27 protein-coding genes are annotated in these 25,764 nt (G+C 60.1%); 11 read left to right on the top strand and 16 right to left on the bottom strand.

Annotated features, from left to right (window positions below; genetic code table 11):
- Nucleotides 1-90: 90 nt before the first annotated feature.
- The 5 genes from NW804_RS02885 to NW804_RS02865 all read left to right on the top strand — a co-directional run bounded on the left by NW804_RS02885 (nucleotide 91) and on the right by NW804_RS02865 (nucleotide 5,050).
- The gene (locus NW804_RS02885; protein WP_414422813.1) at nucleotides 91-1,302 is read left to right on the top strand and encodes an acetate kinase; all 1,212 of its coding nucleotides are present in this window, start codon (nucleotides 91-93) and stop codon (nucleotides 1,300-1,302) included.
- Between the two features lie 59 nt (nucleotides 1,303-1,361).
- The gene (locus tag NW804_RS02880; protein ID WP_414421057.1) at nucleotides 1,362-1,829 is read left to right on the top strand and encodes a hypothetical protein; all 468 of its coding nucleotides are present in this window, start codon (nucleotides 1,362-1,364) and stop codon (nucleotides 1,827-1,829) included.
- 309 nt (nucleotides 1,830-2,138) lie between these two features.
- Entirely contained in the window at nucleotides 2,139-2,408 is a 270-nt protein-coding gene (remA, locus tag NW804_RS02875; RefSeq protein ID WP_414394807.1) for an extracellular matrix/biofilm regulator RemA, read from the top strand.
- 84 nt (nucleotides 2,409-2,492) lie between these two features.
- Nucleotides 2,493-3,146: a guanylate kinase gene (gene gmk, locus NW804_RS02870; RefSeq protein ID WP_414410730.1), complete on the top strand. Its 654-nt coding sequence runs from the start codon at nucleotides 2,493-2,495 to the stop codon at nucleotides 3,144-3,146.
- A gap of 290 nt (nucleotides 3,147-3,436) precedes the next feature.
- Entirely contained in the window at nucleotides 3,437-5,050 is a 1,614-nt protein-coding gene (locus NW804_RS02865; RefSeq protein WP_414410731.1) for a cation:proton antiporter, read from the top strand.
- 129 nt (nucleotides 5,051-5,179) lie between these two features.
- Here the strand turns inward: NW804_RS02865 and NW804_RS02860 are convergent, their stop codons facing one another.
- From NW804_RS02860 to ebsA, 6 genes are all read right to left on the bottom strand, one after another.
- Nucleotides 5,180-5,728 (bottom strand): hypothetical protein, encoded by a 549-nt coding sequence (locus NW804_RS02860; protein ID WP_414422812.1) that lies wholly within the window; start codon nucleotides 5,726-5,728, stop codon nucleotides 5,180-5,182.
- 245 nt (nucleotides 5,729-5,973) lie between these two features.
- Nucleotides 5,974-8,010, bottom strand: coding sequence for a DNA polymerase III subunit gamma/tau (locus tag NW804_RS02855; RefSeq protein WP_414422811.1), 2,037 nt, complete (start codon nucleotides 8,008-8,010; stop codon nucleotides 5,974-5,976).
- An 86-nt stretch (nucleotides 8,011-8,096) separates the two neighbouring features.
- Nucleotides 8,097-8,594, bottom strand: a complete 498-nt coding sequence (locus NW804_RS02850; RefSeq protein ID WP_414422810.1) for a hypothetical protein — start codon at nucleotides 8,592-8,594, stop codon at nucleotides 8,097-8,099.
- A 36-nt stretch (nucleotides 8,595-8,630) separates the two neighbouring features.
- On the bottom strand, nucleotides 8,631-9,287 hold the full coding sequence (gene coaE, locus NW804_RS02845) for a dephospho-CoA kinase (protein WP_414422809.1): 657 nt from the start codon (nucleotides 9,285-9,287) through the stop codon (nucleotides 8,631-8,633).
- Between the two features lie 19 nt (nucleotides 9,288-9,306).
- Complete coding sequence (gene cimA, locus NW804_RS02840) at nucleotides 9,307-10,974, bottom strand: citramalate synthase (protein WP_414394797.1); 1,668 nt, start codon at nucleotides 10,972-10,974, stop codon at nucleotides 9,307-9,309.
- A complete protein-coding gene (gene ebsA / locus NW804_RS02835; RefSeq protein ID WP_414405592.1) occupies nucleotides 10,964-11,335 on the bottom strand; it encodes a type IV pilus biogenesis protein EbsA in 372 nt (123 codons plus the stop codon). Before ebsA ends, cimA begins: the two co-directional genes overlap by 11 nt.
- Nucleotides 11,336-11,534: 199 nt before the next feature.
- Between ebsA and larE the strand changes: the two genes are divergently transcribed.
- The 3 genes from larE (at nucleotide 11,535) to NW804_RS02820 (ending at nucleotide 14,792) form a co-directional block, all read left to right on the top strand.
- Nucleotides 11,535-12,410, top strand: a complete 876-nt coding sequence (gene larE / locus NW804_RS02830; RefSeq protein WP_414410736.1) for an ATP-dependent sacrificial sulfur transferase LarE — start codon at nucleotides 11,535-11,537, stop codon at nucleotides 12,408-12,410.
- Nucleotides 12,411-12,433: 23 nt separating this feature from the next.
- On the top strand, nucleotides 12,434-14,257 hold the full coding sequence (locus NW804_RS02825) for a DUF3769 domain-containing protein (protein WP_414422808.1): 1,824 nt from the start codon (nucleotides 12,434-12,436) through the stop codon (nucleotides 14,255-14,257).
- Between the two features lie 253 nt (nucleotides 14,258-14,510).
- Nucleotides 14,511-14,792 carry a DUF1830 domain-containing protein gene (locus tag NW804_RS02820; RefSeq protein WP_414394791.1) on the top strand — a complete coding sequence of 94 codons (282 nt, stop codon included), beginning with the start codon at nucleotides 14,511-14,513 and terminating at the stop codon, nucleotides 14,790-14,792.
- Nucleotides 14,793-14,815: 23 nt separating this feature from the next.
- Here NW804_RS02820 and NW804_RS02815 read toward each other — a convergent pair whose 3' ends face one another.
- From NW804_RS02815 to NW804_RS02790, 6 genes are all read right to left on the bottom strand, one after another.
- Nucleotides 14,816-15,199, bottom strand: coding sequence for a hypothetical protein (locus NW804_RS02815; RefSeq protein ID WP_414421047.1), 384 nt, complete (start codon nucleotides 15,197-15,199; stop codon nucleotides 14,816-14,818).
- A gap of 3 nt (nucleotides 15,200-15,202) precedes the next feature.
- Complete coding sequence (locus NW804_RS02810) at nucleotides 15,203-15,928, bottom strand: hypothetical protein (RefSeq protein WP_414421046.1); 726 nt, start codon at nucleotides 15,926-15,928, stop codon at nucleotides 15,203-15,205.
- Nucleotides 15,929-15,961: 33 nt separating this feature from the next.
- Nucleotides 15,962-16,504, bottom strand: coding sequence for a DUF3110 domain-containing protein (locus tag NW804_RS02805; RefSeq protein ID WP_414422807.1), 543 nt, complete (start codon nucleotides 16,502-16,504; stop codon nucleotides 15,962-15,964).
- A gap of 406 nt (nucleotides 16,505-16,910) precedes the next feature.
- Nucleotides 16,911-17,039, bottom strand: a complete 129-nt coding sequence (locus NW804_RS02800; protein WP_414422806.1) for a hypothetical protein — start codon at nucleotides 17,037-17,039, stop codon at nucleotides 16,911-16,913.
- Nucleotides 17,040-17,042: 3 nt separating this feature from the next.
- Nucleotides 17,043-17,789, bottom strand: coding sequence for a phosphoadenylyl-sulfate reductase (locus tag NW804_RS02795; protein ID WP_414405598.1), 747 nt, complete (start codon nucleotides 17,787-17,789; stop codon nucleotides 17,043-17,045).
- 69 nt (nucleotides 17,790-17,858) lie between these two features.
- Nucleotides 17,859-18,788, bottom strand: a complete 930-nt coding sequence (locus tag NW804_RS02790) for a metallophosphoesterase family protein (protein ID WP_414394781.1) — start codon at nucleotides 18,786-18,788, stop codon at nucleotides 17,859-17,861.
- 223 nt (nucleotides 18,789-19,011) lie between these two features.
- Between NW804_RS02790 and NW804_RS02785 the strand changes: the two genes are divergently transcribed.
- A complete protein-coding gene (locus NW804_RS02785) occupies nucleotides 19,012-19,176 on the top strand; it encodes a conjugal transfer protein TrbI (RefSeq protein ID WP_414422805.1) in 165 nt (54 codons plus the stop codon).
- A 72-nt stretch (nucleotides 19,177-19,248) separates the two neighbouring features.
- Nucleotides 19,249-21,489, top strand: a complete 2,241-nt coding sequence (recJ, locus tag NW804_RS02780; RefSeq protein WP_414422804.1) for a single-stranded-DNA-specific exonuclease RecJ — start codon at nucleotides 19,249-19,251, stop codon at nucleotides 21,487-21,489.
- A gap of 85 nt (nucleotides 21,490-21,574) precedes the next feature.
- Here the strand turns inward: recJ and NW804_RS02775 are convergent, their stop codons facing one another.
- The 4 genes from NW804_RS02775 to NW804_RS02760 all read right to left on the bottom strand — a co-directional run bounded on the left by NW804_RS02775 (nucleotide 21,575) and on the right by NW804_RS02760 (nucleotide 24,269).
- Nucleotides 21,575-21,838 (bottom strand): helix-turn-helix domain-containing protein, encoded by a 264-nt coding sequence (locus NW804_RS02775; RefSeq protein ID WP_414394776.1) that lies wholly within the window; start codon nucleotides 21,836-21,838, stop codon nucleotides 21,575-21,577.
- Nucleotides 21,839-21,981: 143 nt separating this feature from the next.
- The gene (locus NW804_RS02770) at nucleotides 21,982-23,241 is read right to left on the bottom strand and encodes a sensor histidine kinase (protein WP_414405600.1); all 1,260 of its coding nucleotides are present in this window, start codon (nucleotides 23,239-23,241) and stop codon (nucleotides 21,982-21,984) included.
- A 69-nt stretch (nucleotides 23,242-23,310) separates the two neighbouring features.
- Entirely contained in the window at nucleotides 23,311-24,075 is a 765-nt protein-coding gene (locus tag NW804_RS02765; protein WP_414405601.1) for an SDR family oxidoreductase, read from the bottom strand.
- Nucleotides 24,076-24,161: 86 nt separating this feature from the next.
- Entirely contained in the window at nucleotides 24,162-24,269 is a 108-nt protein-coding gene (locus tag NW804_RS02760) for a PetM family cytochrome b6-f complex subunit 7 (RefSeq protein ID WP_414394772.1), read from the bottom strand.
- Between the two features lie 392 nt (nucleotides 24,270-24,661).
- Between NW804_RS02760 and psbD the strand changes: the two genes are divergently transcribed.
- Nucleotides 24,662-25,720, top strand: coding sequence for a photosystem II D2 protein (photosystem q(a) protein) (psbD, locus tag NW804_RS02755; RefSeq protein WP_414405602.1), 1,059 nt, complete (start codon nucleotides 24,662-24,664; stop codon nucleotides 25,718-25,720).
- Nucleotides 25,721-25,764 lie beyond the last annotated feature (44 nt).

Raw genomic sequence — 25,764 nt, 5'->3', positions numbered from 1 at the left:
TCAGGGGAAACCTTGGATAAAATGCTGCGCCTTACATCCCCACCTTCAAAGGCGGGGCCTTACGGCGCTTTTTGGTAGAAGGAGGGTCCCGTGCCCATCCTGGTCCTCAACGCCGGCTCCAGCAGCCTTAAATCCTCTCTCTTTGCAACCGTTGAGAGTACGGTGGAGACCACCCCCCTTTGGCAGGCGCAGGTGGACTTTGCCTACCAGCCCGACCAGGCCCTGATTCAAGTCCGACGGCAGGGCGGTCCCTGGGAGCCTTTTCCCGCCCTTTCCTCTCCCTCCGGCATTAGCGGTTTGGCTCCCCTCTTTCAAAGCCTCTGGCAGGGGGAGGGATCCCTGCTGGCAGGGCCGACTGAGATCAAAGCCATTGGCCACCGGGTGGTGCATGGGGGATCCCTCTACCACCAGCCCACCTTGATCACACCCGAGGTGGAACAGGCCATCGAACAGCTAAGCCCCCTGGCCCCAGCTCACAACCCCCCTGCTCTTGAGGGCATTCGCCTCATGCGCCAGCTATTGCCCGGGATCCCGCAGGTGGCGGTCTTCGACACTGCCTTCCATCAGCAGATGCCCCCGCCAGCCGCCCTTTATCCTCTTCCCTACGCCTGGGCCGAGCAAGGGATCCGCCGCTACGGCTTCCACGGCATCAACCACGAGTACTGTGCCCGCCGCGCCGCTGAGATCCTGGGCCGCCCCCTGGAAGAGCTGCAGCTCATTACCTGCCACCTAGGCAATGGCTGTTCCCTGGCAGCCATTCGCGGGGGCCGAAGCGTCGACACCACCATGGGCTATACCCCCCTAGAGGGCTTGATGATGGGATCCCGCTCCGGCTCAGTGGATCCGGGGATTTTGATCCATCAGTTGCGTCGGGGGATGAGTGTGGAGGAGCTAGACCGGATCTTGAACCGGGAATCGGGCCTGAAGGGCGTGTCTGGCCTGAGCGGCGACATGCGAGTTATCCTGGAAGCCATGCAGGCAGGCCATGCCCGTGCCGAGCTGGCCTTTAGCCTCTTTATCCACCGCCTGCGCAGCCAGATTGGGGCCATGCTCATGAGCCTGGATCGGCTGGATGCATTGGTCTTCTCCGGCGGCATCGGGGAAAACGCGGCGCCAGTACGGGCGGCGGCCTGCGCCAACCTGGGCTTTTTGGGGATCCAGATCGACCCAGTTCTCAATGCTGGATCCCCGCGCAACTGCGACATCAGCACCCACGACGCGCCAGTGCGGGTCCTGGTCATCTCAGCCCAGGAAGACTGGGCCATTGCCAGTGCCTGCCAAAGGCTCCTGCAAGGGGAATAAGCTGCTTCCAGCCAGGTTTTCTGATGCCCTAAACCTGAACTTCAAGGTAAGGAGAACCTATGCAGCCTGCGCAGCGCATGGACAGACAGATCCCCCTGCTGCTCCTGGGTGCTGTTTTGGCAGGGTGCGGGGAGACGACTGGCAGTAGCCCCCTGCCCCCACCGCCTCCCCTACCCCCTCCCTCCCTCACCATCACCGATCTTTCCCCGCGTGCTGTCCCCGTAGGGCAGACCCCCACCTTTGTCGTCTCCTTCCGCGTCGAGGCTCCCGCCGGGATCCGCGGATCCAACGCTTTTTTGGCTGCCGTCACCACCCCGCTAGGCAACTTCATCCCCCTGGGAGCTTTCGACGCTTCCCAATTGCCCGGCTGCTTCGTCGGAGCCACTGCCTGTACGGTAACAGGGCTTACCCTGACCCAAAACCGCTTTACCGTCACCCAGACGGGATCCCATCAGCTTACCATCAGCGTTTTCGATCGCCAGGAGCGGCTGGGCAGCGGCAGCTTTACCTTTAGCGGCCTGCTCTAATCCAGCCTCTAGTGGTTGCCAGGCAAAACGCCGCGCCTCACCGCTGCGGACATTGACGAGGCTTTACTACTCTGAGGACAATTTCCAGGAGCCATAGAACGGCTTGAAGAAGGCTGAGGGCCGCAAAGCAGGGAACTAGTCCTGGCCAAGCTCCACCAACCGACAGCCCACCCAACCTTGAGAGAACTTGCCGTCCCAGCAGAAACCTTTGCAGGGCAAGGCCTTGCTGGTCAATGCTAGGCGGCAGTTTGACTTGCTAGCCTGAATGAAGGCTGCTGGCCGGACAGGCGCTAGATTGGCTCACCACCCATGGATACTCGCCTAATCAACATTGGCTTTGGCAACATCGTCGCCGCTGGGCGTGTGATTGCCATTCTTAGTCCCGAGTCAGCTCCCATCAAACGCATCATCAGCGATGCCCGCGAAAGAGGCCAGTTGATCGACGCAACCTACGGTCGCCGCACCCGCGCTGTCATCATCACCGACTCAGGACACGTCATCCTCTCGGCTATCCAGCCGGAAACCGTTGCCAATCGCTTCCTTACTGCCAAAGTCGGGGTGCCGGAGGAACTTGAGTAAAAGCCTCACAGGCAGCCTGCAAAGAGAGGAGTAAGATATCCTAAAGCAAACAAACAACCGTCCAGCCTTCCTCTGTCGATGGCTATGGCCGCCTCTCCTACCGTCCTCCCCTTGCCAGGTTCCCCTGAGGTTGGGCAGGCTCAGGGAGCACCCCAATCTCCTACTCCTCGCGGTCGCCTAGTGGTTTTGACGGGGCCCAGTGGAGTGGGCAAAGGAACTCTGGTCAGCCACCTGCGCCAGCGCCACCCTGAGCTGTATCTTTCTGTCTCGGTCACCACCCGTCCCCCTCGTCCCGGTGAACAGGAAGGTGTCAACTACTACTTCCGCACTCGCGAGGAGTTTCTCAGGCTTGTCGAAGCCGGCGAGTTGCTGGAATGGGCGCAGTATGCAGGCAACTTTTACGGCACCCCTCGCCAGATTGTCTTTGAAAAACTCAGCCGGGGACAGGATGTGCTGCTAGAAATTGAGCTGGCTGGAGCCCGGCAAGTGAGAAAACTGTGTCCAGAGGCCATTCGCATTTTCTTGTCCCCTCCTTCTCTGGAAGAGCTTGAACGCCGCATTCGCCAGCGCGGCCAAGATTCCGAAGACAGCATTGAACGTCGCCTGCAGCAGGCCCGCAAGGAATTGGAGGCCAAAGACGAATTCGACTACGTGATTGTTAACGACAACCTAGAGCGAGCTTTGCAGGAGCTGGAAGCTTTACTTTATCCTCCGTCTCTGGGGAAGAACCAGACGTAGTTAAGCTGCCGCAAGCCAAGGTCTACATTCGAAAAGCGCAAGCAGGCCTCAGCCCTAGGAATGAAGCCACCAAATCTTTACCCATCCCCTCGCAACGTCCTGCTGTCCTCAAACAGAACCTCGAAAATCCAAACTTGGCAGGAGGTACAGCGGTGGCGCTCGGCTTTGACAGGGGCGGCAGGAGAGCTGTATTCCTACCTTCCGGGAGTTGCTATCAGGCGGTGCGCCAGTAGGACGTTTGGCTTGGCAAAGCCTGCCTTGGTGCCAGATGGCAAAGAGAGGTTCTGTTGATGCTGGGCAGTTGGTTGTGGATTTTGGCGATGGGCTTTTTTGTCGGCCAGATCGTGGGCCGATTGGGGATGCCGCCGCTGCTGGGGATGATTTTGGTCGGGATCCTGTTGAGGGAGGTCTTGTCTCCGGAGGTGCTGGCAGCAGCTGGGGATCTGCGCCTAGTAGCTGTAGCGATCATCCTCATGAAAGCCGGCCTAGGGCTGGATCGGGAAAAGCTGGCCCAGCAGGGATCCGTGGCCCTGCGGCTGGGGTTTTTGCCGGCAGCCTGTGAGGCGGTGGCGGTGGCGCTCTTAAGCCGCTGGATCCTAGGGCTGGACTGGGAGACGGGGCTGCTTTTGGGGTGTGTGATTGGGTCGGAGTCGCCAGCGGTGATTGTGCCGGGGATGTTGCGCCTCAAAAGCCTGGGCTGGGGGGTGGCCAAAGGGATCCCGGATGCCATTCTCACCGGCAGTGCTCTTTCCGATGTACTGCTGCTGCTGGGCTTTAGCTTGTTGCTGAGCCTCTTGGGCCAGGGATCTACAGAAAACGTTCGCCTGTTGGGCTTGGAGCTGTCGCCGCTGCAGTGGCTGCCGTTCCAGGTGGGGATGGAGATCCTGCTGGGCGTGGCCATCGGCTACCTGGCGGCGCGGGTTTTGGTGGCGCTTTTGGTGCAGCAGAACTGGACCCGCAACAGCACGCAGGAGGTGTTGCTGGCAGCCTGCCTGGCGCTGGGCTTGGTGCTGGCGCCGCAGGTATGGCCCTATTTTTCTGGCTACCTGGCGGTGATGGCCATGGGGTTTTTCCTCATCGAGCTGGATGGGCCGCTGGCGCGGCGGCTGCGGGTTGGGTTCGACGCCCTCTGGACAGTGGCGGAGATCGTGCTGTTTGTGCTCCTGGGAGCTTCCCTGGATCTGCAGGTGTTGGGATCCCTGATCCTACCGGGTTTGTTGCTTCTGACCCTGAGCCTGCTGTTGGGTCGGGGCTTGGGTTGGTGGCTTTCTACCCTGGGAAGTAACTGGAACTGGCGGGAGCGGCTCTTTTTGCTGCCGGGTAACATGGCCAAGGCAACGGTGCAGGCAGCCATCGGCGGCATTCCCTTGGCCCAGGGGATCCCTGGCGGGGAGACGATCCTTGCTCTGGCGGCCTTGTCGATTTTGACCACAGCACCCCTGGGGGCTTGGCTAACTCAGGTTTGTGCCCCTCGGCTGCTGGAAAAGGGAGAAGTGGATCCCACCAAGGTGGGCAGCCAGGGCAGGGTTAGCTTTTTGGCAGCAGTGGACACCTCACCTTTAGCCGAGGCGGTGCTGCGCAAGGCAGCGGATCTGGCGCGTCGGGTGGATGGGGAAGTGATCGTGCTGCATGTTACCGACGAGCCGCAGGGGAAAGGAGTACAGGAGCTGCAGCAGCTCACCCAGCGCTTGTTGGCAGATATTCGCCACCAGTTTTGCCTGGCTTCGGGGCCCCTGGCAGAAACCATCGTAGCCCTAGCTCAAGAGCGGCAGGTAACCGACATCGTCATAGGCAAGCGGGGCCATCGCGGCTGGGAGCAAGTGCTGGTGGGATCCACTTCCCAAGCCGTGTTGGAAACCAGTCCGATTCCGGTTATTTTGGTAGAGTTTGCTCGAGGTTCCTAGTTGGCTGGCAGCACCTCCTGAGGGCCAATTTCTGAGCAAAAGCTAGAGCAAGCTCCCGAGAAAGAGAATTCCTACCGATATCCTCTCCAGAAAGTTGTGAGATGGCAGTCGGCAGAAACTCCAAAGGGATTAGGAAATGAGAATCCATCTCTTCCCGGTAAGTGTAAAGCACGCCCTCTGTTTTTGAGTAGGGCAACAACTGGCATCGTTAGGGCCATGAACAAGCATGTCCAAGCAAACTGCAGCTTTTCCTTTAGAGCCGCGCTCAATTGAAATGTTTCTAACGTCAACCCTATCGCCAAGAGGCTCAGGCTCTATAAGGATGGTTTTTTCTTCACCGCCCAGCGACCCTGACAAGCTTATCCAGAATCCGGATCCTCCTTGATTTGTTGCTGCAATTACAATGGTATCCCGGAAGCCGTCATTGTTAAGGTCAGCACGTTTTATGTTTAGAATCTCTGCTACAAGAAAACCTTCCTGAAAAGGGCTGGAACCCCGCTGATATTTGCCGTCTTGAAAGCGAACCTGCTCCACTTCTGGTGGAATAGCTACAAGATACTCAGCATTTAGGGCTGCTTGTCTGCTTACCTTTAACCTTACCAACGCAATGGCCACTAAGATCAAACAGCCACCCAGAAGACAGCAAACCAACTTGAAAATCGTCCTTTTGCGGGCCATTTCCTTGCTCCTCCAACCTAGATAGGCATTGGGATAGGCTACCCCTAATCCTAATTCAAACCAGACAAGCCAAGAGCTTCAACGCCGTCCTACCCAAAAGACTGAGGATCCGGGAGTCAATTTGCGGGGTGCTCGAGGCAGCTTCTTTTCCGCGAGATTCGGTCATGGTCCTCCCCTTCACGGGAGATACCTGACAATACCCCAAAATCCAACAGAGCGATTACTGCCCCTCACGCTCCCCTACCTCAAAAATCCTCTTCCGGAGGGGCCTGGGCTGTCGGTAGGCCGTAGCTCTCAGCAGTGGGCAGGTCGGAGGATCCCTCCAGGGCAGACAGATCTGCCGCTACCTCTTCGGGTGTGGCTAGGATCCCTTCCAAATCCACCAGCCTGCCGCTGAAATGCTCGGCAAAGCGGTGGGCCACCTCCACCAGCTCGTGGGTCAGGTCGTAGAAGGGTGGCCTTGCTGTTTGCGCGGCTGGAGCAGTGTTTTTGAGAGGGGGAGATGGGCTTGAGGGCTCCGCCTGACGGGGATCTGAGGAAGGAGAGCTGTTCCCCAGCTTTGAGGGAGAGAGCGGAGGTTGTGGAGCTTTATCCTGGGCCGAGGCTTGGCCAACATGCCCCTCGCGCGGTCGAGGTGGGCGCTGCACCACTAGCTTTAGCCGCACCGGGTGCTGCAGCAGGTTGTAAAGGGCGGAGCACACCTCGGCTTCTTTGCTGCGCACCTTGTCCACCAGGCCCTTGCTGGGGAAAGCAAGAGTGATCTCCAAGGTCTCTGTCCCGTTGAGGCGGACGAGGGTCTCTTGCTGCAACTGACCAGATCCCAGCAAGGCTCTGGTAGTGGGAGAGAGGCCCTTGAGGAACTCCTCCCAGCGAGGCTGCAGCAGCTTGGCAGGGGAAGCGACAGGCTCCGGATCGCGAACTTTGGGCTCTGGCGTTGGCGGCGGGGAACCCTCAGAAGGGGAAAGGGGGTTCTGGAAGGCTGTTGCGGCAGGCTGAGGGCTCTGTCCTGCTGACGCGAGTGGCTCTTCGAGGGCTGGGGCAGCTTGGGCAACTTTCCCATCGAGGTTCCTCTCAGCAGCAGAGGGGCCGACAACAGCCCCAGGCGAGAGAGGAGGGAATGGATCGGCAGGGGAGAGCGGCTCGCCACCCTTGCTCTCTATTGGCGGCAGCGGGACGGCGCCCTGGCGCAGCTGGCCCAGCAGATCCAGAAGGGCAATTTCTAGCCAAAGCTGGGGTTGTCCGCTCTGGCGAATTTGGGGTTCGCAGTGGCGCAGGTGGCTCTGGGCCGCTAGCAGCATCTCCAGCGAGTAGCAAGGAGCCCGCTGTTGCAAGGCTGCCCAGGTAGGATCCGTTACAGCCGCCAGCTGCCGTTGCTGTGGGGCCGTCTTGGCCAGGAGCAGATCCCGGTAGAAAGCCGCCAGGCTCTGCAGCACCACCAGGGGCTCTTTGCCTCGCTCCAGCAATTGCCGCGTTTGGGCCAGCACCCCCTCTACGTTCTGAGCCAGCAGAGCATCGGTCAAATCCAAAAGCTGCTGTTCCGGGATCCCCCCCACCAAGTCCCACACCGCTTCTGGAGTGATGGATCCCTCTAGCAAACTGAGCTGATCCAACAGCCGTTCAGCATCCCTTAGCCCGCCCTGGGCAAGTTGGGCCACTAGGTGCAAGGCTTCTGGTGTAATGGGGATCCCTTCCTGGGCGGCGATTTTGCCCAGGTGGGCCACCATCTCCTCTAGAGGAATGCGGCGGAAGTCAAACCGCTGACAGCGGGAAACGATGGTGGGCAGAACCCGCTGGGGGTCGGTGGTGGCTAGGACAAACACCACGCGGGGAGGCGGCTCCTCCAGAGTCTTCAGCAACGCATTGAAGGCCGCATTGCTGAGCATGTGGCATTCGTCAACCACATAGACCTTGTAGCGGCTATTTACTGGCGCAAACTGGGCCCGCTCGATCAGCTCGCGGATGTTGTCCACACCGGTGTTGCTGGCCGCGTCGATCTCCACCACATCCAGAGAAGAGCCGGCGGTGATGGCGCGGCACTGGCTGCACACCTGACAGGGATCCGGCGTTGGCCCCTGCTCACAATTTAAGGACTTGGCCAGAATGCGGGCGCTGGAGGTTTTTCCGGTGCCCCGCGGCCCACAGAACAAATAAGCCGGCGCCACCCGCCCCAGCCGAATGGCATTGGCCAAAGTCTGCACGACTGCCCCTTGGCCCACCACCTCGGCAAAGCGCTGCGGGCGGTATTTCAGGTGCAGGGGCTCATAGCTGCCAGCGGCGACCATTTTCCAAATCTCCAAGTAGGCAGCGCTTCGGCTGCGTCTTGGGGCTTGTGCGGCCGAGATGCTTTCCTATTCTGGCTGCTGAACTCTCAAGAGCAAGGCGGAGAGAGGGCTCCCTGAACCGGCAGAGCTTTTGGCGGCTCTTTGGGATCCCGGCGACCCCGGCCAAGGAGAGGGGGCAGGGGCAGCTTCCAGCTTGGCTTATCCAATTGATCCATGTCCTGCAGGCGGTAGCTGAGCTGGTACAGTTCCCGCTTAAGCCGGCGGTTTTCTGCCTGAATGGCGGCGATGCGCTCGCGGATGGGCTGCAGGCGGGCCTGCAACTTGCGCCGATAGAGTTGCGGCAGCTCTTGGAGGATCTGCTCCAACACTTGCTTTTCTTGGTAGAGTTGCTCAATCTCGGCCTCGTAGCTGCGAATCTGTCGGCGTTGCTTTTCTTGGCGCAACTCCAAAAGGTCAATCTGGCTTTGCAACAGGCGGTTACGCTCCTTCAGCGCCTGGATTTCCTGCTCCCGGGCTGCCAAAGCTTGCGCCCACCAGGACTCTGCCCTGCTATCCGGCTTGTTGCCGCCAGTCGTTGCTTGCATTGACTCTCCCTCAACCCACCATCCCCATCCGCTACTCTAGCCGGCCTGCTGGGGCAAGGCCAGGGGTTGCTGGGAAGCCAACGCTTGGTGCACCTGAGCTTCCAGCTCCGCCAGGGATCCAGAATTGTCCAGCACCACGTCAGCCCGACGGACTTTCTCTGCCAAAGGCCACTGGCTGGCCAGGCGAGCTTCGATTTCTGCCGGTGTCAGGAGGGGATCCCGCAAGGCCAGGCGCTGCCGCTGCTGCTCAGGGGTACAGATCACCACCCAGATCTCGCTGGCCCAGTTTTCCATGCCCGCTTCAAAGAGGAGAGGGATCATGAGGCAGAGGGCTGGAGGGACATTCTCTAGAGACCGTTGGCAACTGGGCTGAGCCTCAGCCGCCCCGTGGAACTCGAGAAACTCCCGCAGCCGCGCTTTGACAAACGGGTGGATCTGCGCCTCTAGCCAGGCCCGCTCGGCGGCATCGGCAAAGACAATCCGCCCCAACTTTCGGCGATCCAGCTCTCCCGAGGGATCCTGAATGGCCTGGCCGTAGCGCTGCAGGACCCGCTCGCGGATGGGGGATCCCAGCGCCAAGGCCTGGCGGGCTATTTGATCCGCATCGGCCACTGGGATCCCCTGCCGTTCCAAGATGCGGGCCACCGTGGATTTGCCGGTAGCAATGCCGCCTGTTAGGCCAATAATTCTCATGGAAGTTGAAGAACTCCCTTCAAGGCGAGGCTAGTTGGGCAGAGGGTGGGGAAAAGCAAGGTTTTGCCAGGAGGCTGTACTCAAAGCCTTCCACCAAGGCCCGGCAGGAGGCTTCGATGATGTTGGTGGAAACTCCTACCGTGGTCCAGCGGCGATGGCCGTCGCTAAACTCCACCAGCACCCGCGTTTTGGCAGAAGTACCCGCCTGGCCGTCCAGAATCCGCACCTTGTAGTCGGTGAGGTGAATGGCTTCCAGTTGCGGGTAAAACTCCAGCAAGGCCTTGCGCAGCGCCCCATCCAGGGCCGCCACCGGCCCATTGCCTTCGGCTGCTGTCACCCGCGTCTGCCCCTGCACGGCAATCTTCACCGCTGCTAGGGACTGCACCTCGGTTGCCTCACCGCTGGGATCCCAGTCTCTGCTGCTCCAGTCCGAGCGAGTGGTGGCGCTGACATGGAAGCTAAGCACCTCAAAGGGGTGGGAGCGCTGCCCCAACAGGCCCCGCACCAACAGCTCAAAGCTGGCCTCGGCCGCCTCAAACTGGTAGCCCTGCAGCTCCAGAGTTTTCAGCCGCTCCAAAATCAAGCGCGCCCGGGGATCCGACTTGTCCAGCCGGATCCCAAAGCCAGCCACCTTGCTGAGGATATTGCTCAACCCCGCCTGATCCGAAACGACGATGCGCCGGCAGTTGCCCACCTGCTCCGGGGCAATGTGCTCGTAGGTCAGGGGGTTCTTCTGAACAGCGCTGACGTGGATCCCACCCTTGTGGGCAAAGGCGGATCGGCCCACGAAAGGAGCATGGTCGTCCGGGGCCAGGTTGACCACCTCACTGATGGCGCGGGAGATCTCTGTTAGGTGTTGCAGCTTTCCCTCGGGCAGGCAGCGGTAGCCTAGCTTGAGTTGTAAGTTGGGGATAACGCTGCACAGGTCGGCGTTGCCACAGCGCTCCCCATAGCCGTTGATGGTGCCCTGCACCATGCGCGCCCCCGCCTGGACTGCCGCTAGAGCATTGGCCACGGCCGTGCCGGAGTCGTTGTGGGTGTGGATCCCCAAAGGCAAATGCCCCAGGTGATGGGATTCCGCCAAGACGGCTGCTGTGATGGCGGCAATCTCGTGGGGCAGGGATCCGCCGTTGGTATCGCAGAGAACCAGCCACTCCGCCCCGGCCTCTGCTGCTGCCACCAGGGTTTGCAGGGCGTAGTCGGGGTTGTGGCGGTAGGCGTCAAACCAGTGCTCGGCATCGTAGATCACCCGCCGCCCCTGGGAGCGCAGGTAGGTGATGGTGTCGCGGATCATGGCCAGGTTCTCGGCCAAGGTGGTGCCCAGCCCCTCCGTAACATGGAGATCCCAGGACTTGCCAAAGACCGTCACGTAACGGGTGCCCGCTGCCAAGATGGCCTGCAGCAGGGGATCCTCGGCTGCCCGCCGCCCCGGCTTGCGAGTGGAACAAAAGGCCACCAGCTCCGCCTGCTCCAGGGGCTCTTCCCGCATCTGCCAGAAAAATTGCACGTCTTTGGGATTGGCCCCTGGCCAACCGCCTTCGATGAAAGGGATGCCCAGGCGATCCAGCAGCTTGGCAATTTGCACCTTATCTTGCACCGACAGGGACAACCCCTCCCGCTGCGCCCCGTCCCGCAGCGTCGTGTCGTAGAGGGTGACGGCAACCGGAGAATTGGCGTCAGTCTTCATACCGCATCAGCTTTTTGTAAAAGGCGGTGGTGAAATTCGGCGGCTGACCCCGCTGCACCGCCGCTACCACATCGATGAGGTAGTCCACAAACTCATAGTTGGCTAGGGAGACCTGATAGGTTAGCTCCGGGTCTTGATCGAAAATGACCTGCACCGCTGTTAGATCAGAGGGCAGAGGCGATACAGGCCAACTGGCCAAGAAAGAGACGGGCCTGTCTCCTTCGATGGGCCGCTGCCCTTCTAGGTTGCCCTTTTTGTAGAGACCCACCGCCAGCGGTAGGTACTGCCGGCGGGCAACGGCGTAATAGGGCTGATAGAGGGCCACCTCTGCGGAGCTAGCAGGTTCAAGCTGAAGAGTCATGGGCAGAAGATCCAGAGGAGAGGCAGGGGTCTCTCTGCCATCCAGCCTACCGCCTCAGTGGCCCACTGGCCTAGAGAGATTGCCCGCTCACTGCCTTGCCTTTGAGGCAGAAGCGTTGGAAAGTCAGAAAATTCTAGGAAACAATGGAAGAGGAATATCTGCCCCGCTCTAGCCCAGACCCTACGGACTCCCTAGCCTCATGGACGTACCTCTTGGCTCTGCCACCCCCTTGCTGGAGCTAGACCCCGTCCTACAGTACAAGTTTCAGCAGCTTGTCCAGATCTTCGCCGAAATGGGGCGGGTTGTGGTGGCCTACTCGGGAGGGATCGATAGCAGCCTGGTGGCCAAGCTGGCCTGGGATCAGCTGGGGGAGGGGGCTCTGGCCGTTACCGCTGCTTCCCCGGCGCTTTTGCCCGAAGACCTGGAGGAGGCCATCTGGCAAGCCCAGTACCTCGGCATTCGCCACCAGGTCATCCAGACCCAGGAGCTGCAGGATCCCCGCTATGCTGCCAATCCCCCTAACCGCTGTTACTTCTGCAAAAGTTACTTGCACGACACGCTGCTCCAGCTGGCTAAAACTCAGGGATACGACCACGTGGTCGATGGCCTCAACGCCGACGATCTGGCTGACTACCGGCCAGGGGTGCAAGCAGCTCGGGAGCGTGGTGTGCGATCCCCTTTGGCGGAGGTGGGGATGAGCAAGCTGGAGGTGCGGCAGTTGTCTCGCCACTTGGGTCTGCCCTGGTGGGATAAGCCGGCCCAACCCTGCCTCAGTTCCCGCTTTCCCTACGGCGAGGTCATCACTGCCGAGAAGCTGCGGCGGGTGGGATTGGCTGAGCGCTATCTGCGCAGCTTGGGCTGGCGAGAGGTGCGAGTGCGCTCGGAAAAAGATACTGCCCGCATTGAACTGCCCCCCCACCAGATCCTGGAGTTCGTGCAAAAAACTGACCTGGCAGCGCTGGTTAAAACCCTGCAATCGTTTGGCTATCTCTACGTCAGCCTCGATCTGGAGGGCTACCGCAGCGGCAAGCTCAACCGCGCCCTCAACCCTCCCCAACCTGGTAGCTTAGGCTGAAGCGTTGCACAGGTTTGGGGAGCATGAAAGGGTTTTGGTGGCTCTGGCTTTGCTTGGGGGTGTTTGGTCTGGCAACGGCTGCTCCTACCTCAGCCCAGGGGGAGAAAGGCCAGGTGGCGGCCGCCCAGGCGGGGGATACGACTGCCCTCGACGCCCTTGCGGATCGCACGTTACGGCTGCGCTCCGACCGTCAAACCTTCGACCAGCGGGCGCAGGTTTTCCTGGCTGAGGGCAATGTGGAGATGCGGCTGGGCCGCTCGGTGCTGCGGGCAGACCGCCTGCGCATTGAGCTGCAGCAGCGACGAGCCGTGGCCGAGGGCAACGTCTCCATTGAGTTGGATCAGCAGCGCATCCAGGGATCCCGGCTGGAGTACGACTTTGAACGGGAGCAGGGCTTTTTGGAAGAGGCTTTTGGGCAGGTGGATATTGGCCAGTTGCAGGCCAGCGGCTCTCCGCTGCCCCTCTCGCCTCAGCGGCTGGTGCGCTTTCGCGCTACCCGCATTCGCTTCGATGCCAACAACTGGGAAGGAGAAGAGGTGCGGCTGACCAATGACCCCCTCGATCCGCCGGAGCTGGAGATCCGCAGCCCGCGGGTGACCTCTACCTTGCAGGCGGATGGTTCCAGCCTGTTGATTGCCGAAGCTGGCCAATTGGCTTTCGACCAAGTCTTTTTTCTGCCCCTGCCCCTGCGGCTGCGCTTTGACTCCTTGAACCGCCAGCCTCCGGTCAGCCTGTTCTACGACGATTTCGACCGGAAGGAACTGCGGCGGGGCCTAATCCTGCAGGCCAACATTGAGCTGCTGCAGGAGCCCCATCTCAGCTTGGTGTTTTCCCCGCAGCTCTATCCCCAACGCCTCTGGGGGAGCCTCCAAGGAATCCGCGATGGAGTCGGGCTGCGAGCGGAGTTGCGCTGGCGGCAGCCGCGTGCCCAAACCTTGCTGTTTGCCGAGCTCCGCGGGATCGTCTTTGAGGAATTTGCCCGGCGCTTGCGGGCGCAGGTCGAACACCGCGTTACCACCGGCAACGGCGGCCAAGTCACCTACACCTATGCCTATCGGGAGCGTTTTTTCAGCGGGCGCCTGGGCTTCCAGATTGTGGAGAATCGCTTTGGCGCCAGCTACAGCTCGCCCACCCTTCGCCTTGGCAACACCGGCTTGGATTTCAGCTACCGCATAGCCGCCGACTACCTCGACGCCCTGGGACAACTTGGCAATATCGACACCGATCCCGCTCTGGCCCTGGCCAGAACCACCGAGCGCATCCAGCTTGCTCGTCTGCAACTGGGGGCAACCCTAACTCGCTCTTTTCCCCTCTGGCGGCCCTCCAAGACAACCTCAGATCCGCCGCCCCGCTTTTCCGCTTTGCCCATTGAACAGGGGATCTGGCTCAACACTGGCGTCAGCAGCAGCCAGTCGTTTTACTCCGATGGCCGCGCCCAAAGCTACACTGCTGGCAGTATCGGCCTCGACGCCGTGCTCGGGGCTTTTGTGGCCGATACCTTCGACTACACCAGCCTGAGGGTAACCTACTCCAACGGTTTTTTGGCGGGAGCCTCGCCCTTTTTGTTTGACCGCATCACCACGCGGGAGCAGCTGGTCTTAGGCTTCCTGCAACAGCTGTATGGCCCGCTGCGGGTGGGGGCTGAAACCACCCTGGACTTACAGTCAGGCCAGCAGGTGGATCTTACCTATCGCCTGGGTTACGACCGCCGCACCTACGGCCTTAGCTTGCACTACAACCCGGTGCGCCAGTCAGGGGCTCTGGAGCTACGGGTAGAAGGCCTGAACTGGGATCCCAGCCCACCTCAGCCAAGCTCAGCGACCGGCTCGAGCCTCAATGGGCCCTGATTCCAAAGTGTAATCTCGACTACTAATACCTAAGGGTTTTCTATGGCAATTGCGCCGCTTCGAGAAGGGATCCCTGCCCAAATCCACCCCGCCTCCGAAGGGAGTTTTGGAGTCAAACGGTAAGATCAAATACAGAAGTCCTCTAGGACTTATTTTTGTCAATCGGGATCGCCGTATCGCAGACTACTGCAGTGATCTCCAAGCAGTGCTAGCCTGGATGACAGGCTGAGCAAGGCAGGCTAGTGAGCTAATTATGCAAACCCTCGATGCGATCCCGGCAAAAAAACAAGCAGAGCGAATAACCTGCAGCTACATCAATGCAACCAGCTCCATTCAAGTGGTTCGCATCACAAATATCGAAAACTGGTACTTTGAGCGGGTGGTATTTCCTGGGCAGCGGTTGCTGTTTGAGGCGCTACCAGGAGCCAAGCTGGAGATCCACACGGGCATGATGGCCAGCTCCATCTTGACGGATACCATCCCCTGCGAAAAGCTGCGCGTACGAGAAACGGAGCCGGTGACAGTGGTTGCGTAGGTCTCCAAGCCGCAGAGCAAAACCTAGGGCTTTTGGCTTTGCCGCTTCTCCTCTTCTCCTGTGGGGGTAGGGGAAGGGCGAGGCCTGGGCGGCAACGAGATATCCAGGAAACGCGCGCTTAACCGCACCGGGCTGATCTCGCGCCGTTGTGGCGGCCACGAGAGTCCCAGCCAGCGAGCCGTGATCTCCAAAAGGCCAGGGAGCGGCGTTGACGTAGGGGTAGGCATGGGTGGTGGGGTGGGGTAAAGATCTAAGCGCGGCGGGCGGGGGGTGCTGATGCGAAAAGCGTTGGGAGGCGGCTGCGTCAGGGGTACATTCGGATCCCCGCACCCCAACAAGCCTAGCCCACCAGCCAGCAGGAGGAGAGCCAGCCGTGCCGTGTTTCCGTTTAGCAAGGGCTTGAGCATAGGCTAGCAAGATGCCAGAGCGCCGATCCGAGCTTGCAGACCTGCTTCCAGCGCCGAGAGGTGGCGGGCTATGGTTACGTAGCGGTTAGCCGTCAAGTTTTTGGCGACAAACTGCTCCACCAGTTGCTGATCTCGGGCAACCATTTGGTTGAGGTACTGAGCTACGGAGGTTTGCGGATTCTCGATTAAAGCTCTGCACACCTGCAGAGCCATCACCAGTTGGGCCCGCACCTGCAAAAAGAGCGACTGGATATACTTCTGTTCGGCCTCACTGAGTTGGCGAAAATCTTGCCAATAGTGGCCCCCCTCCAGCGATTGTTGCAGCTCTTGCACCCAGCGGTTGTATTCTTTAACCTTGCAGGCGAGATCGCTGGCGAACTCCATGATCTCGGCAGGGCTATTCAGGAGATGGGCCTCTTGCCAGCGCTGACGAATGCGACGCAGGTTTTGCCGCAACTTCAGGAGAGCCCAGAGCAACCCCAGGAAGACCACTCCCAGCAACAGGACGGCCACTGCATAGAGCAGCCAATAACCGGGATCCCGAACTCCCAGGAGGATCACCAAAGCAATCACCAGCAGGCAGAGGGCCAGCATGACCCAAAACCGCAGTTGTTGCTGTTCAAGACGCAGGTACTCTGCCCTCAGGCCAAAAGCCTCACAGCAGGCCTCCAGATCCGCCTCCATGATCTGGCGAAACTCCTCTGCAGAGATTAGCTCGGCAGTGATCATTAGAAGACCCTCCTGACCGGGGTGACCAGCTCCTCAGGATTTGCCTTGCCAATTGCGCGCCGCTTCCGTACTCTCTGGCAGCGGCTCTAGCACCTCGCTGGCGGGAACCACCATCAACCCATAGCCCCCCTCGCGACAAAAATCGACGATCTCCTGCGTGTCGAAGCGCTCGGCTACGGGCTTGGGCAGCCCCTGCTGAGCCAGCCTCTGGGCATACTTTTTCGCCCCAAAGAGGCTCTCAAAGGCAATGACAATGTCCTGGCCCCCAATTTGGCGGGTGCAGATCCCTTCTTGACCGTTGGCTTGGTACAGCAGCACGATCACTTGGGGGGGCAGCCCTTCCGAGCTCACCCCAGACAGTCCCGTCTCCGCCTGGGATCCGTTGCCCAACAACACATCCCGCGCCTCGTTGAGCCGCGCCAGCCGAGCCTCCAGCAAGGGTCTTTGTCGCTCGTCGTCCAGCTCAAGAAGAGCGGCGCTGAGAGCTTGGTATTCCCGAAACCATTTCCTCCGGATTTCCTGTTCGCTGGCATCTGGCGGTAGATTGAGCACCTGGAGAGCCTCAGTAGTATCCATTGATCTGCTCCGCTAGAGTGTCCTCTATCATCGTCTAGACTAGCCGCTCTGAGGATCTCGGGAGGGGAACTTGGGCGTCGACAAAGCTTAGGGGGCAAATCTCGGCAGCGGAGGGTTTTTGCCGAAGAACAGTGGCCTTGAGGCCACACCACGTTTTTCGAGGAAATCCCTGCTGAGCACAAAGCACAGACTAGGCTAGCAGAAGCCATGGCACCGCCAGAGAGGGCCTCCGCTATCTGCCGACCCCAAGGGATCCGGGAACTAGCTGGTATTGCAACACCTGGGGTGGCCGAGCAAAGTAGGGCTCAATAAGCCCACGCCACCGAATAAAGTTTTCCGATTGCCGGAAGGTAACCAGATGAGCCTCCAGGGATAGTAGATATTGCTGGGGGTGCTCCAGACAGCGCTACAGTTGGTGCTGCCAGTCGGTTTGTTGCAAATAGACAAAAGCTTGGCCGATGGCGGCTTCAAAAGCAGCTTCCGAGCCTGGAGTGACCTCAAGCTGAGCCACCTCCAGAACAGGAGCAGTGTTCATAGGCTACGTGTGCAGGCCACACTCGGTTTTGGCCATACCCTTCCACCGACCAGAGCGGGGATCCGCGCCTGGCTCCACTGGGGCTGTACAGGGCATACAGCCAATGCTGGGGTAGTTGCGGTCGTGGAGAGGGTTGTAGGGGATCCCGTGCTCGAGGATGTACTTCCACACCTGGCCGCTTGTCCAGTCGGCGAGGGGGTTGAGCTTGAGGCGGTTGCGCTTGCTATCCCACTGCACCTTGCCAATGTTGGCGCGGGTAGGAGCCTGTTCCCGACGCATTCCCGTAATCCAGGTGGTGCAATTGGCCAGAGCGCGGTGCAGGGGCTCCACCTTGCGGAGGTGGCAGCAAAGGTCGGGGTTGGTGCGGTACAGTTCTGGCCCGTATTGCGCCGCCTGCTCTTCCGGTGTCAGCAGAGGCTTAAAGACCTCCAGTTGCAAATGGGGATAGCGAGCCAGCACCTGTTGTTGCAGTTGTAGGGTTTCGGGGAAGTGAAAATCGGTATCCAGGAAAAAGGCGCGCACCTGCGGGCGAATAGCAGTGAGCAAATCAATCAACACCAGGTCTTCTGGGCCAAAGCTGCAGGCAAGTACCAGCCCATCCCCGAACTCAGATACAGCCCAGGCTAGCAAGTCGCTTGCAGAAAGGGGCTCAAAGCGTTCGCTCAGGGCAGCTACCTGGGGCTGATACCGCTTTTGCACCTCCTGGGCTGCCTGTTCCCAGTGGGTAGAGGAAGAAAGGGTTGCACTCATAGGGAGAGACGCCGAGTCCAGCTGCTTTGCCTTCTTAATCTACACTAATTCGGTCGAGCTTTAGGACTTTTATCGAGCTGCAACAGGTAGCAGGGTAGATCGAGCTCCTCTGGCGCGCAGGGGGATCTCTCCCCAGCGATCCCGACGTCTCCCCATCAGGAAACCATGCCAGAGCGGTCTGGGTCCTGGCTCCGGTAGGTGAACCCAGTGGTAGCGCAGGATCCCTCGCCGGGGGTTCAAATCCACCTCGAACAGCCGCAGTGCCGAGACTGGCCCCACCAGGGGAGGGGCTGTCAGGTAGGGGATCCCATCTCGTACATGGACTTTCGGCACATGTAGATGCCCACTCAACACTGCCACCACCCGTCCATGGTCAGCCAAGAGAGCATGGAGGGCGGCAGCTGCTTGCTTCTGGAGCTGGTAGTTGCGGAACACAACCGCGTCCATTTGGGTGGGGGAGATAAAAGGCGGCTGGTGGATTAACAAGATTAGCCATTCTTCTGAAACTGCTTGCAGATGTTCGCCCAGCCAATGCAGTTGCGAGGGGCGCAGCACCCCCTGGGGCAGGGGAAAAGGTCCCAGGCTGGCGTCAAGGGCAATGAGGCGAATCCCGGGCAGAGGAGAAAGGCTGTAATCGACATAGCCCGTAGGAGCCGGAAAGAGGGGAAATTGGCTTTGGCACCAGCGGATAAATTGTTCTCGGTCGAAGCGCCCCTTTCTTTGCAGGGTGTCGACATCGTGGTTGCCAAGACTGAGGTAGTAGGGCATCCGCAGCTGGGCAAGAATCTCCCGGAATAGCTCAAAGCTTTCTGGATCCGCCTGATCCACCAAGTCGCCGGTAAACACGACAAAGTCCAGATCCGGCACCTGGTTGAGATGGGCAACGGCTGCTTCCAACTGGCGGCGAGGGGAATCGGACATCCACCACCAGCGGCATGCCGTCTCCGGCATCAGATGAATGTCTGAGACCTGCGCAAAACGAATCCGTTCCGTGGCCATTGCCTAGGTACTTATTCACACCTCACGCCGCATCATAAGTTAGTAACCTGCCCAGGAGCTATTGACTTTTCTTAACCTCCTTCAGCAGGAGAGGGAAGGTGGCAATGGACAGGTTGCCGCCACTTGGACAGCCAGGCGTGAGTTTGATTCTCGTTTCAGCCTCGTTGTCCAACAACCGCTAGGGTATAGAGACGCGGATCTTCGAAAAGAAGGAGAAAAACCCATGTCTAGCACCCTTGTTCGCTGCGCCTGTGAGCACTGCAACTGCAGCTTCGAGAGCAGCCAAGGCTATCGCTACGAAGGCCAGCTCTACTGCAGCCAAGCTTGTGCTACTCACGACCATGACCACCCCTCCCCTTGCTGCACAGCCGCCCACTGCTGTCAATAGCAACTCGACAGGGATCCGAACCTAGACCCTTTTTGATACGCTCCTAAGGAGCTCTATCCCTAGCCAGCTTGCATGGAGTACCGCTGGGATCTGCTGCCCACTCCGCCTCAGTTTGACCCAGAGCTGAGCCGGGAATACGGCAAGTACGCGGCCAAGGTGCTAGCCTTGCGCGGGCTGCACAGCCGGGAACAGGTGCGGGCTTTCGTGGATCCCAGCTCCTATTCCCCCACCCCGCCGGAATCCCTGCCGGATCTGGAGCGGGCAGTGCGGCGGCTACTGGAGGCCAGGGAAAAAGGAGAAGCCCTCTGCATTTGGGGGGACTTTGACTGCGATGGCGTCACCAGCACCAGTCTTTTGCTCTCGGCGTTACAACCCTTGGGCTTCCAAGTCCAGTTCACCCTACCGCTGCGCAGCCGCGAGGGACATGGGCTCAATGCCCAGCGGCTCCAGCAGGTGCTGGCTCAGGGTTGCCAAGTACTTCTAACGGTGGACTGCGGCATCGGCAATGCTGCCGAGATTGCCCTGGCCCAAGCCCGAGGGGTGGACGTGATCGTGATGGATCACCACGCCCTGCCAGATCCCTTGCCCCCTGCCTATGCGGTAGTCAACCCTTTGCGCCTGCCGGAGGAGCACCCCCTGCGCTTCCTGCCAGGGGTGGGGGTGGCCTACAAGCTGGCGGAGGCCCTCTATCAAGCGCTGGGAATTCCTGGCGTCGAGGAATACCTGGATCTAGTGGCGGTGGGGATCGTGGCCGATGTTGCCGTGTTACAGCGGGAGTGTCGCTACCTGGTACAGCGGGGGTTGCCCGTGCTGGCCAAGACGCAGCGTCCAGGGCTGCGGGCTCTTTTGGATTGGGTGAGCAACGGCTCATCCCCAGGAGCGCTAACAGCTCAGGACATTGCCTTTCGCCTTGCTCCCAGGCTGAACGCCATTGGCCGCTTGGAAGACGCTAGGCTAGCAGTGGAGCTGCTGACCACCTCGGATCCGCAGCGGGCTCAGACGCTGGTGAAGCATTTTGTCGCCCTCAGCGAAGAGTGTCGGCAGCTCACCCAAGAGGTGCTACAGGAAGCCAGGCAGCAGGTGGAGAGCCTCGATCTGGCACGAGAGCGAGCCATCGTCTTGGCCAGCAGTGGCTGGAACCCAGGGGTTTTGGGAGTTGCGGCGGCCCGCTTGGCGGAGGAATACCGTTGCCCAACGGTGTTGATTGCCAAAGACGAGAGCACAGGGCTGGGCTATGGGTCAGGCCGCTCGATTCCAGGGGTAAACCTGCTAGAGGCCCTTGAGGCGGTGCGTCCTCTCCTGCGACGAGGAGGGGGACACCCCATGGCCGCGGGGATCCAACTCGATCTGGCTTGCCTGGCCGCTGTGCAACTGACATTGCGGCGGGAGCTAGCCGCGCGGGTTAGCCCGGATCAGCAAGCTCGCGCCCTGGCGGTGGAGATTCTCCTCGACTGGACTCTGCTGGCCTCTCAGGGCCGGGATGGGGTGGCGGAGCTAGACGAGGTGTATCGGCAGTTGCAGCTTCTGCAGCCCTTTGGGCACGGCAACCCCAACCCCATCGTAGCCCTGATGAACTTCCGCCCCACTAATCTAAAAGCCTCTGGGGATGGCCGCCATCTCAGGTTTGAGCTCAAAGGTAGGGCGAGATCCCGTACCCTCTGGTTTTGGGGAGCTGGCGAAGAGCTGGAACAGTGGCAAAACTGCCCAGCTGTGGACATTGCCCTGCGGTTGGAAGCCGACAGCAAAGAGCCCTGGCGAGGTACAGTGCTGGCGGTGCGTCCCTCTGGCAACTGGCAGGCCCCTGCTGTTTCCGCCCCTCGCCTCCAAATCCAAGACTACCGGCAACGCCCCCTGCCGGATTCTTTGGAGAAAGCCCTCTACTACACTGGGCAACCTCTTCCTCTTAGGCAGCCGTTGCCCCCCTCAGCTAAAACAACTCTTGTACTGGCCTGCTGGCCCTGGTTGCCGGCAGATTTGGCCCAACTACTGCAGCAGGTGCAGCCGCAAACCCTGATCCTGGCTGCTTCTGCCCACTCCTGGGATCGCCTCCCTCAGCAACTTGCCCAACTGCGAGAACTAGGGCAGGCAAAACCCTGGGATCCCGCTGCCCTGGCGGCAGCTACTGGCCTGCCCCAGCAGTGGCTAGAAGCCCTGGAGGGATCGGAACAGATCTCCACTGGGCTGCTCAGCCGGATCCGCGAATCTCAGGCCTTCCACCGCTGGCTGGACGAGGCTAGCCCAGCCCAGATTGCCCAACTGTGTCAACGGCTGCTGCAACCGGATCCCGTGCCGCTGGCTTTTTCCCCCGCCTGAGCTAAGGTACCCTTTGAGAACACCTCAGCAGGGCATGCGCTGCCCTACCCTTGTTCCCTGTCCCTGTGGTGCTCGCCGAGGAGGATTAGGCAATTTTGTCGTTGTTCAAGACGCAGCAGTTGACCTGATCCAGGCACACCTTTCCCCATTGCAGCGCCCATCGCACCAAAGCAACCCGGTTTGACGTTCGCGTCTTGCTCAAAATGTTGCTGATGTGGTTATCGACCGTGCGCTTGCTGATTTCCAAGCGCTTTGCAATGTCCTGATTGGTCATGCCAGCCGCAACCAACTCCAGGACCTGCAGTTCCCGTTCCGACAGCAGATCCGCGCAATGGTAGTCTGCGCCCATGCCCAACGCCTGAGGTACGAACTGTAAGGATTACCTAGAGTCATTCTAGGGGATCGCCTCCCCAATGGATAATCCGTGAGTTGAGCTTTTTGGACCCTGTCGACGAAAGGGAAAGGGGCCAGCCGTCTTTTGCTTTACAAGCTTTACAAAGCATCGGGGTGCTGGCGGGGCAATTCCACCAGAACCCACAGCCCACCGGTTTGCGGATGATTGCGCAAGCGGATCGTACCCCCATGGAGTTCCACAATCTGACGCACAATGGCCAAGCCAAGGCCAGTGCCGCCTTTGCTGCGGGCCCGCGCCGCGTCGGTGCGGTAAAAGGGTTGAAAGACCAGCTCAAATTGATCCTCCGGCAGGCCGGGGCCGTGGTCGTACACCTCCAGCCGCACTTGGGATCCCTCCTCGGAGAGGCTCACGTGGATAGGAGAACCAGGCCCGCCATATTTGACGGCATTATCCAAGAGGTTGAGGATGAGGCGATAGAGGCGTTGCTCATCTCCCCAGAGATAGAGGGGGGAGGAGCTGCTTAGGTGCAGTTCCTGGTGGCGGGGCTTGGCTAGCGGTTCTAGACTCTGCCAGGCTTCTCGCACCAAGGCGGCTAGATCTACCCAGCGCCATTGGGAGCGGGATCCGGCCCCCAAGTTGAGAGCGCTCAGTTCCAGCAAGTCTTGCACCAGCTGGCTGAGGCGCAGCGTCTCATTTAGCAGTCGTTCCACCCAAACCGCTTGCGCGGCATCGACTCGGCTTTGCAGAGTTTCCGCCAGGAGACGAATCGAGGTGAGGGGAGTCTTCAGCTCGTGGGCCACGTCCGAGGCCCAGCGATCCCGTTGTTGCGCCAGCAGCGTGGCCTCTAGGCGGTCTTCCAAAAAGATGGCCACATGGGCCTGGGGCAGGGGCAGCCCCCAAGCCCGCAGCGGAACCGGTTTGTCCTCGCCACCGGGAGGGTAGAAGACCCATTCGCGGCTCTGGACGGAAGCGCCAGCTTCCTGGCAGCGGGTGGCTTCGATGAGCTGATCCAACTCGTAGGAGCGCACCCACTCCAGCAAAAGCTTGATGCCCGGCTGCCAGTGGCTAATGCGCAGCAGGCGCTGGGCGGCAGGATTGCACTCTAGCACCACGTTGTTCTCGTCCACCCGCAAATATCCCCAGGGCAGACGCTGGCTGAGATACTGCCAGTCCAGGAGATACTGTCTTTGGCTAGCCTGCTCCAGTTCTTGTTGGCGAAGGTGGCGGCTAAGCCGGCTGAGCATCTGTTCAGGCGGCTGCAGCGGCAGGGCCAGGTGCATCAGGGATCCCAACTCTTGCAGTTGGCGGCTGAAGCGGCGTCGACTCTGCCAGCACAAGATCAGCATGCCGACAAGGCCAATGCTTAACCCAATGAGGATCCCGCCTTCCACTCCCATGAGCCCACCCCCTTTGCCGCCATTGTCGCCCAGGGATGGGGGAGTGAACGGATACGGAGTCCTGCCTCCCTAGCGGCGGTGCACCATCGTCGTGGTGGCCTGGTCGGTGGGCACGAGCAAGACTTCGCTTAGGTTGACGTGGGGGGGACGAGTGACGGCAAATAGCACCACCTCGGCCACATCCATCGCCGTCAAGGGGGTGAGGCCCCGATAGACCGCCGCCGCCCGCTCGCAGTCGCCGCGGAAGCGCACCTGGCTAAACTCGGTTTCCACCAAGCCGGGCTGGATCTCGGTAACGCGAATGGGGGTGCCGAGCAGATCCAGCTTCAGCCCCTCGGAGATGGCCCGCACGGCCGCTTTGGAGGCACAGTAGACGGCGCCGCCAGGGTAGGTCTGCCGACCAGCAATCGAGCCAATGTTGACCACGTGGCCCCGGCCCCGCTCCACCATCCCGGGCAAGACGGCGCGGGTAACATACAGCAAGCCCTTAATGTTGGTATCGATCATCTCCTCCCAATCTTGCACAGCGCCGCTGTGGAGTTTGTCCAAGCCGCGGCTAAGGCCGGCGTTGTTGATCAAAATGTCGATCTCGGCCCAGGCCGGCGGCAAAGACTGCAGCGCCTGCTGCACGGCTGCCCTATCCCGCACATCCAAAGTCAGCAGGTAGGAGGAAGTGCCGTAGGCCTGCTGCAATTCTGTGGCCAGCGCCTGCAGCCGCTCCTGACGGCGGGCTACTAGGATTAGCTTGGCTCCAGAACGGGCAAAAAGCTTGGCACAGGCTGCGCCGATTCCGCTGCTGGCGCCGGTGATGAGCACAATCGCGTTTTCCAGCATAGTCGGCTTGCCCAAAGAGGGGTGCTGGGATCCCTGCCCAACGCCTTGGTTTAACCCCTTCCCTTCTCCGATTGGCTGCCTATCCTCTACTCAGCCCCCCCTTGGGTGATGCGCAGGATCCCATACCCAAGCGCCACGCCCGCCAACGTCAAAACCAGAGAAATTCCCGCAATGGTCAAGATCTCGCTAGCCATGGATTTGCCTTAGATGAAGTGCAGTGTCCTTGTCTTAGGATATCGGATTTTGCTCTTGAACCTTACCAGCAGCGAGGTAGCCTCTCTCGAGCGCAAGAGAGCTGCCAAAGATTGCGCTTTGTAAAGTTCACGGTTACCTCAGACTTGCTAAGAGCGGGTTCCCTGCCTCTATAATGAGAAGCAATTTACAAGTCTTTACTGGCCTGGGCTAAGCAAGGCCAAGGACGGTGAAACTTGTCCGCTGGCTCTGAGGTAGCTTGCCACGAGCCCTGTGGCTTCTCGAGAAGTTCCAGGGTTTGAGTTTTTATACCTAGGCCGCGGTCTTGCCTTTAGGAGGCGAAGTTTGTAGCTTCACTAGCGTTCTCATCTTTAACTGAGGAGAAGATCGTCCTATGACCATAGCAGTGGGACGCGTACGCCAGGAGCGAGGATGGTTTGACGTCGTCGACGACTGGCTCAAGCGCGACAGATTTGTTTTCATCGGTTGGTCAGGGCTGCTCATGTTCCCCTGCGCCTACCTGGCCCTGGGCGGCTGGCTGACCGGCACTACCTTCGTAACTTCCTGGTACACCCACGGCCTGGCCAGCTCCTACCTGGAGGGGTGCAATTTTTTGACGGTGGCCGTTTCCACCCCAGCCGATAGCATGGGGCACAGCTTGCTCCTGCTCTGGGGTCCAGAAGCCCAGGGGAACTTCACCCGCTGGTGTCAAATTGGCGGCCTGTGGACCTTTGTGGCCTTCCACGGCGCCCTGGGCTTGGTTGGCTTCATGCTGCGGCAGTTTGAAATTGCCCGTTTGGTGGGGGTGCGGCCCTACAACGCCATTGCCTTCAGCGCGCCAATTGCCGTGTTTGTAAGCGTGTTTTTGATTTACCCCCTGGGACAGAGCAGTTGGTTTTTCGCTCCCAGCTTTGGGGTAGCCGGCATCTTCCGCTTCTTGCTGTTTTTCCAAGGGTTCCACAACTGGACGCTGAACCCCTTCCACATGATGGGAGTAGCTGGCGTTCTGGGTGGAGCGCTGCTGTGTGCTATCCACGGGGCAACGGTGGAGAATACCCTCTACAAGGATGGGGAGGCAGCAAGCACGTTCCGGGCTTTTGAGCCGACGCAGGCGGAAGAGACCTACTCCATGGTGACGGCAAACCGCTACTGGAGCCAGATTTTTGGGATAGCGTTCTCCAACAAGCGGTGGCTGCACTTCTTCATGTTGTTTGTGCCGGTAACCGGATTGTGGATGTCGAGCATTGGGGTAGTGGGGTTGGCGCTGAACCTGCGGGCGTATGAGTTTATCAGTCAGGAGACGCGGGCGGCGGAAGACCCCGAGTTTGAGACGTTCTACACGAAGAACATCCTGCTCAACGAGGGGATCCGGGCCTGGATGGCGCCTCAGGACCAGCCGCATGAGCACTTTGAGTTCCCTGAGGAAGTCCTCCCCCGCGGCAACGCCCTCTAATCTACCCAGTTAGCTGTAATTGAGCGCCTGCCCAAGGGATCCCC

It is taken from the genome of Synechococcus sp. WC10meta (assembly GCF_047461475.1).
This window is presented reverse-complemented; position numbering and strand designations above follow the sequence as displayed.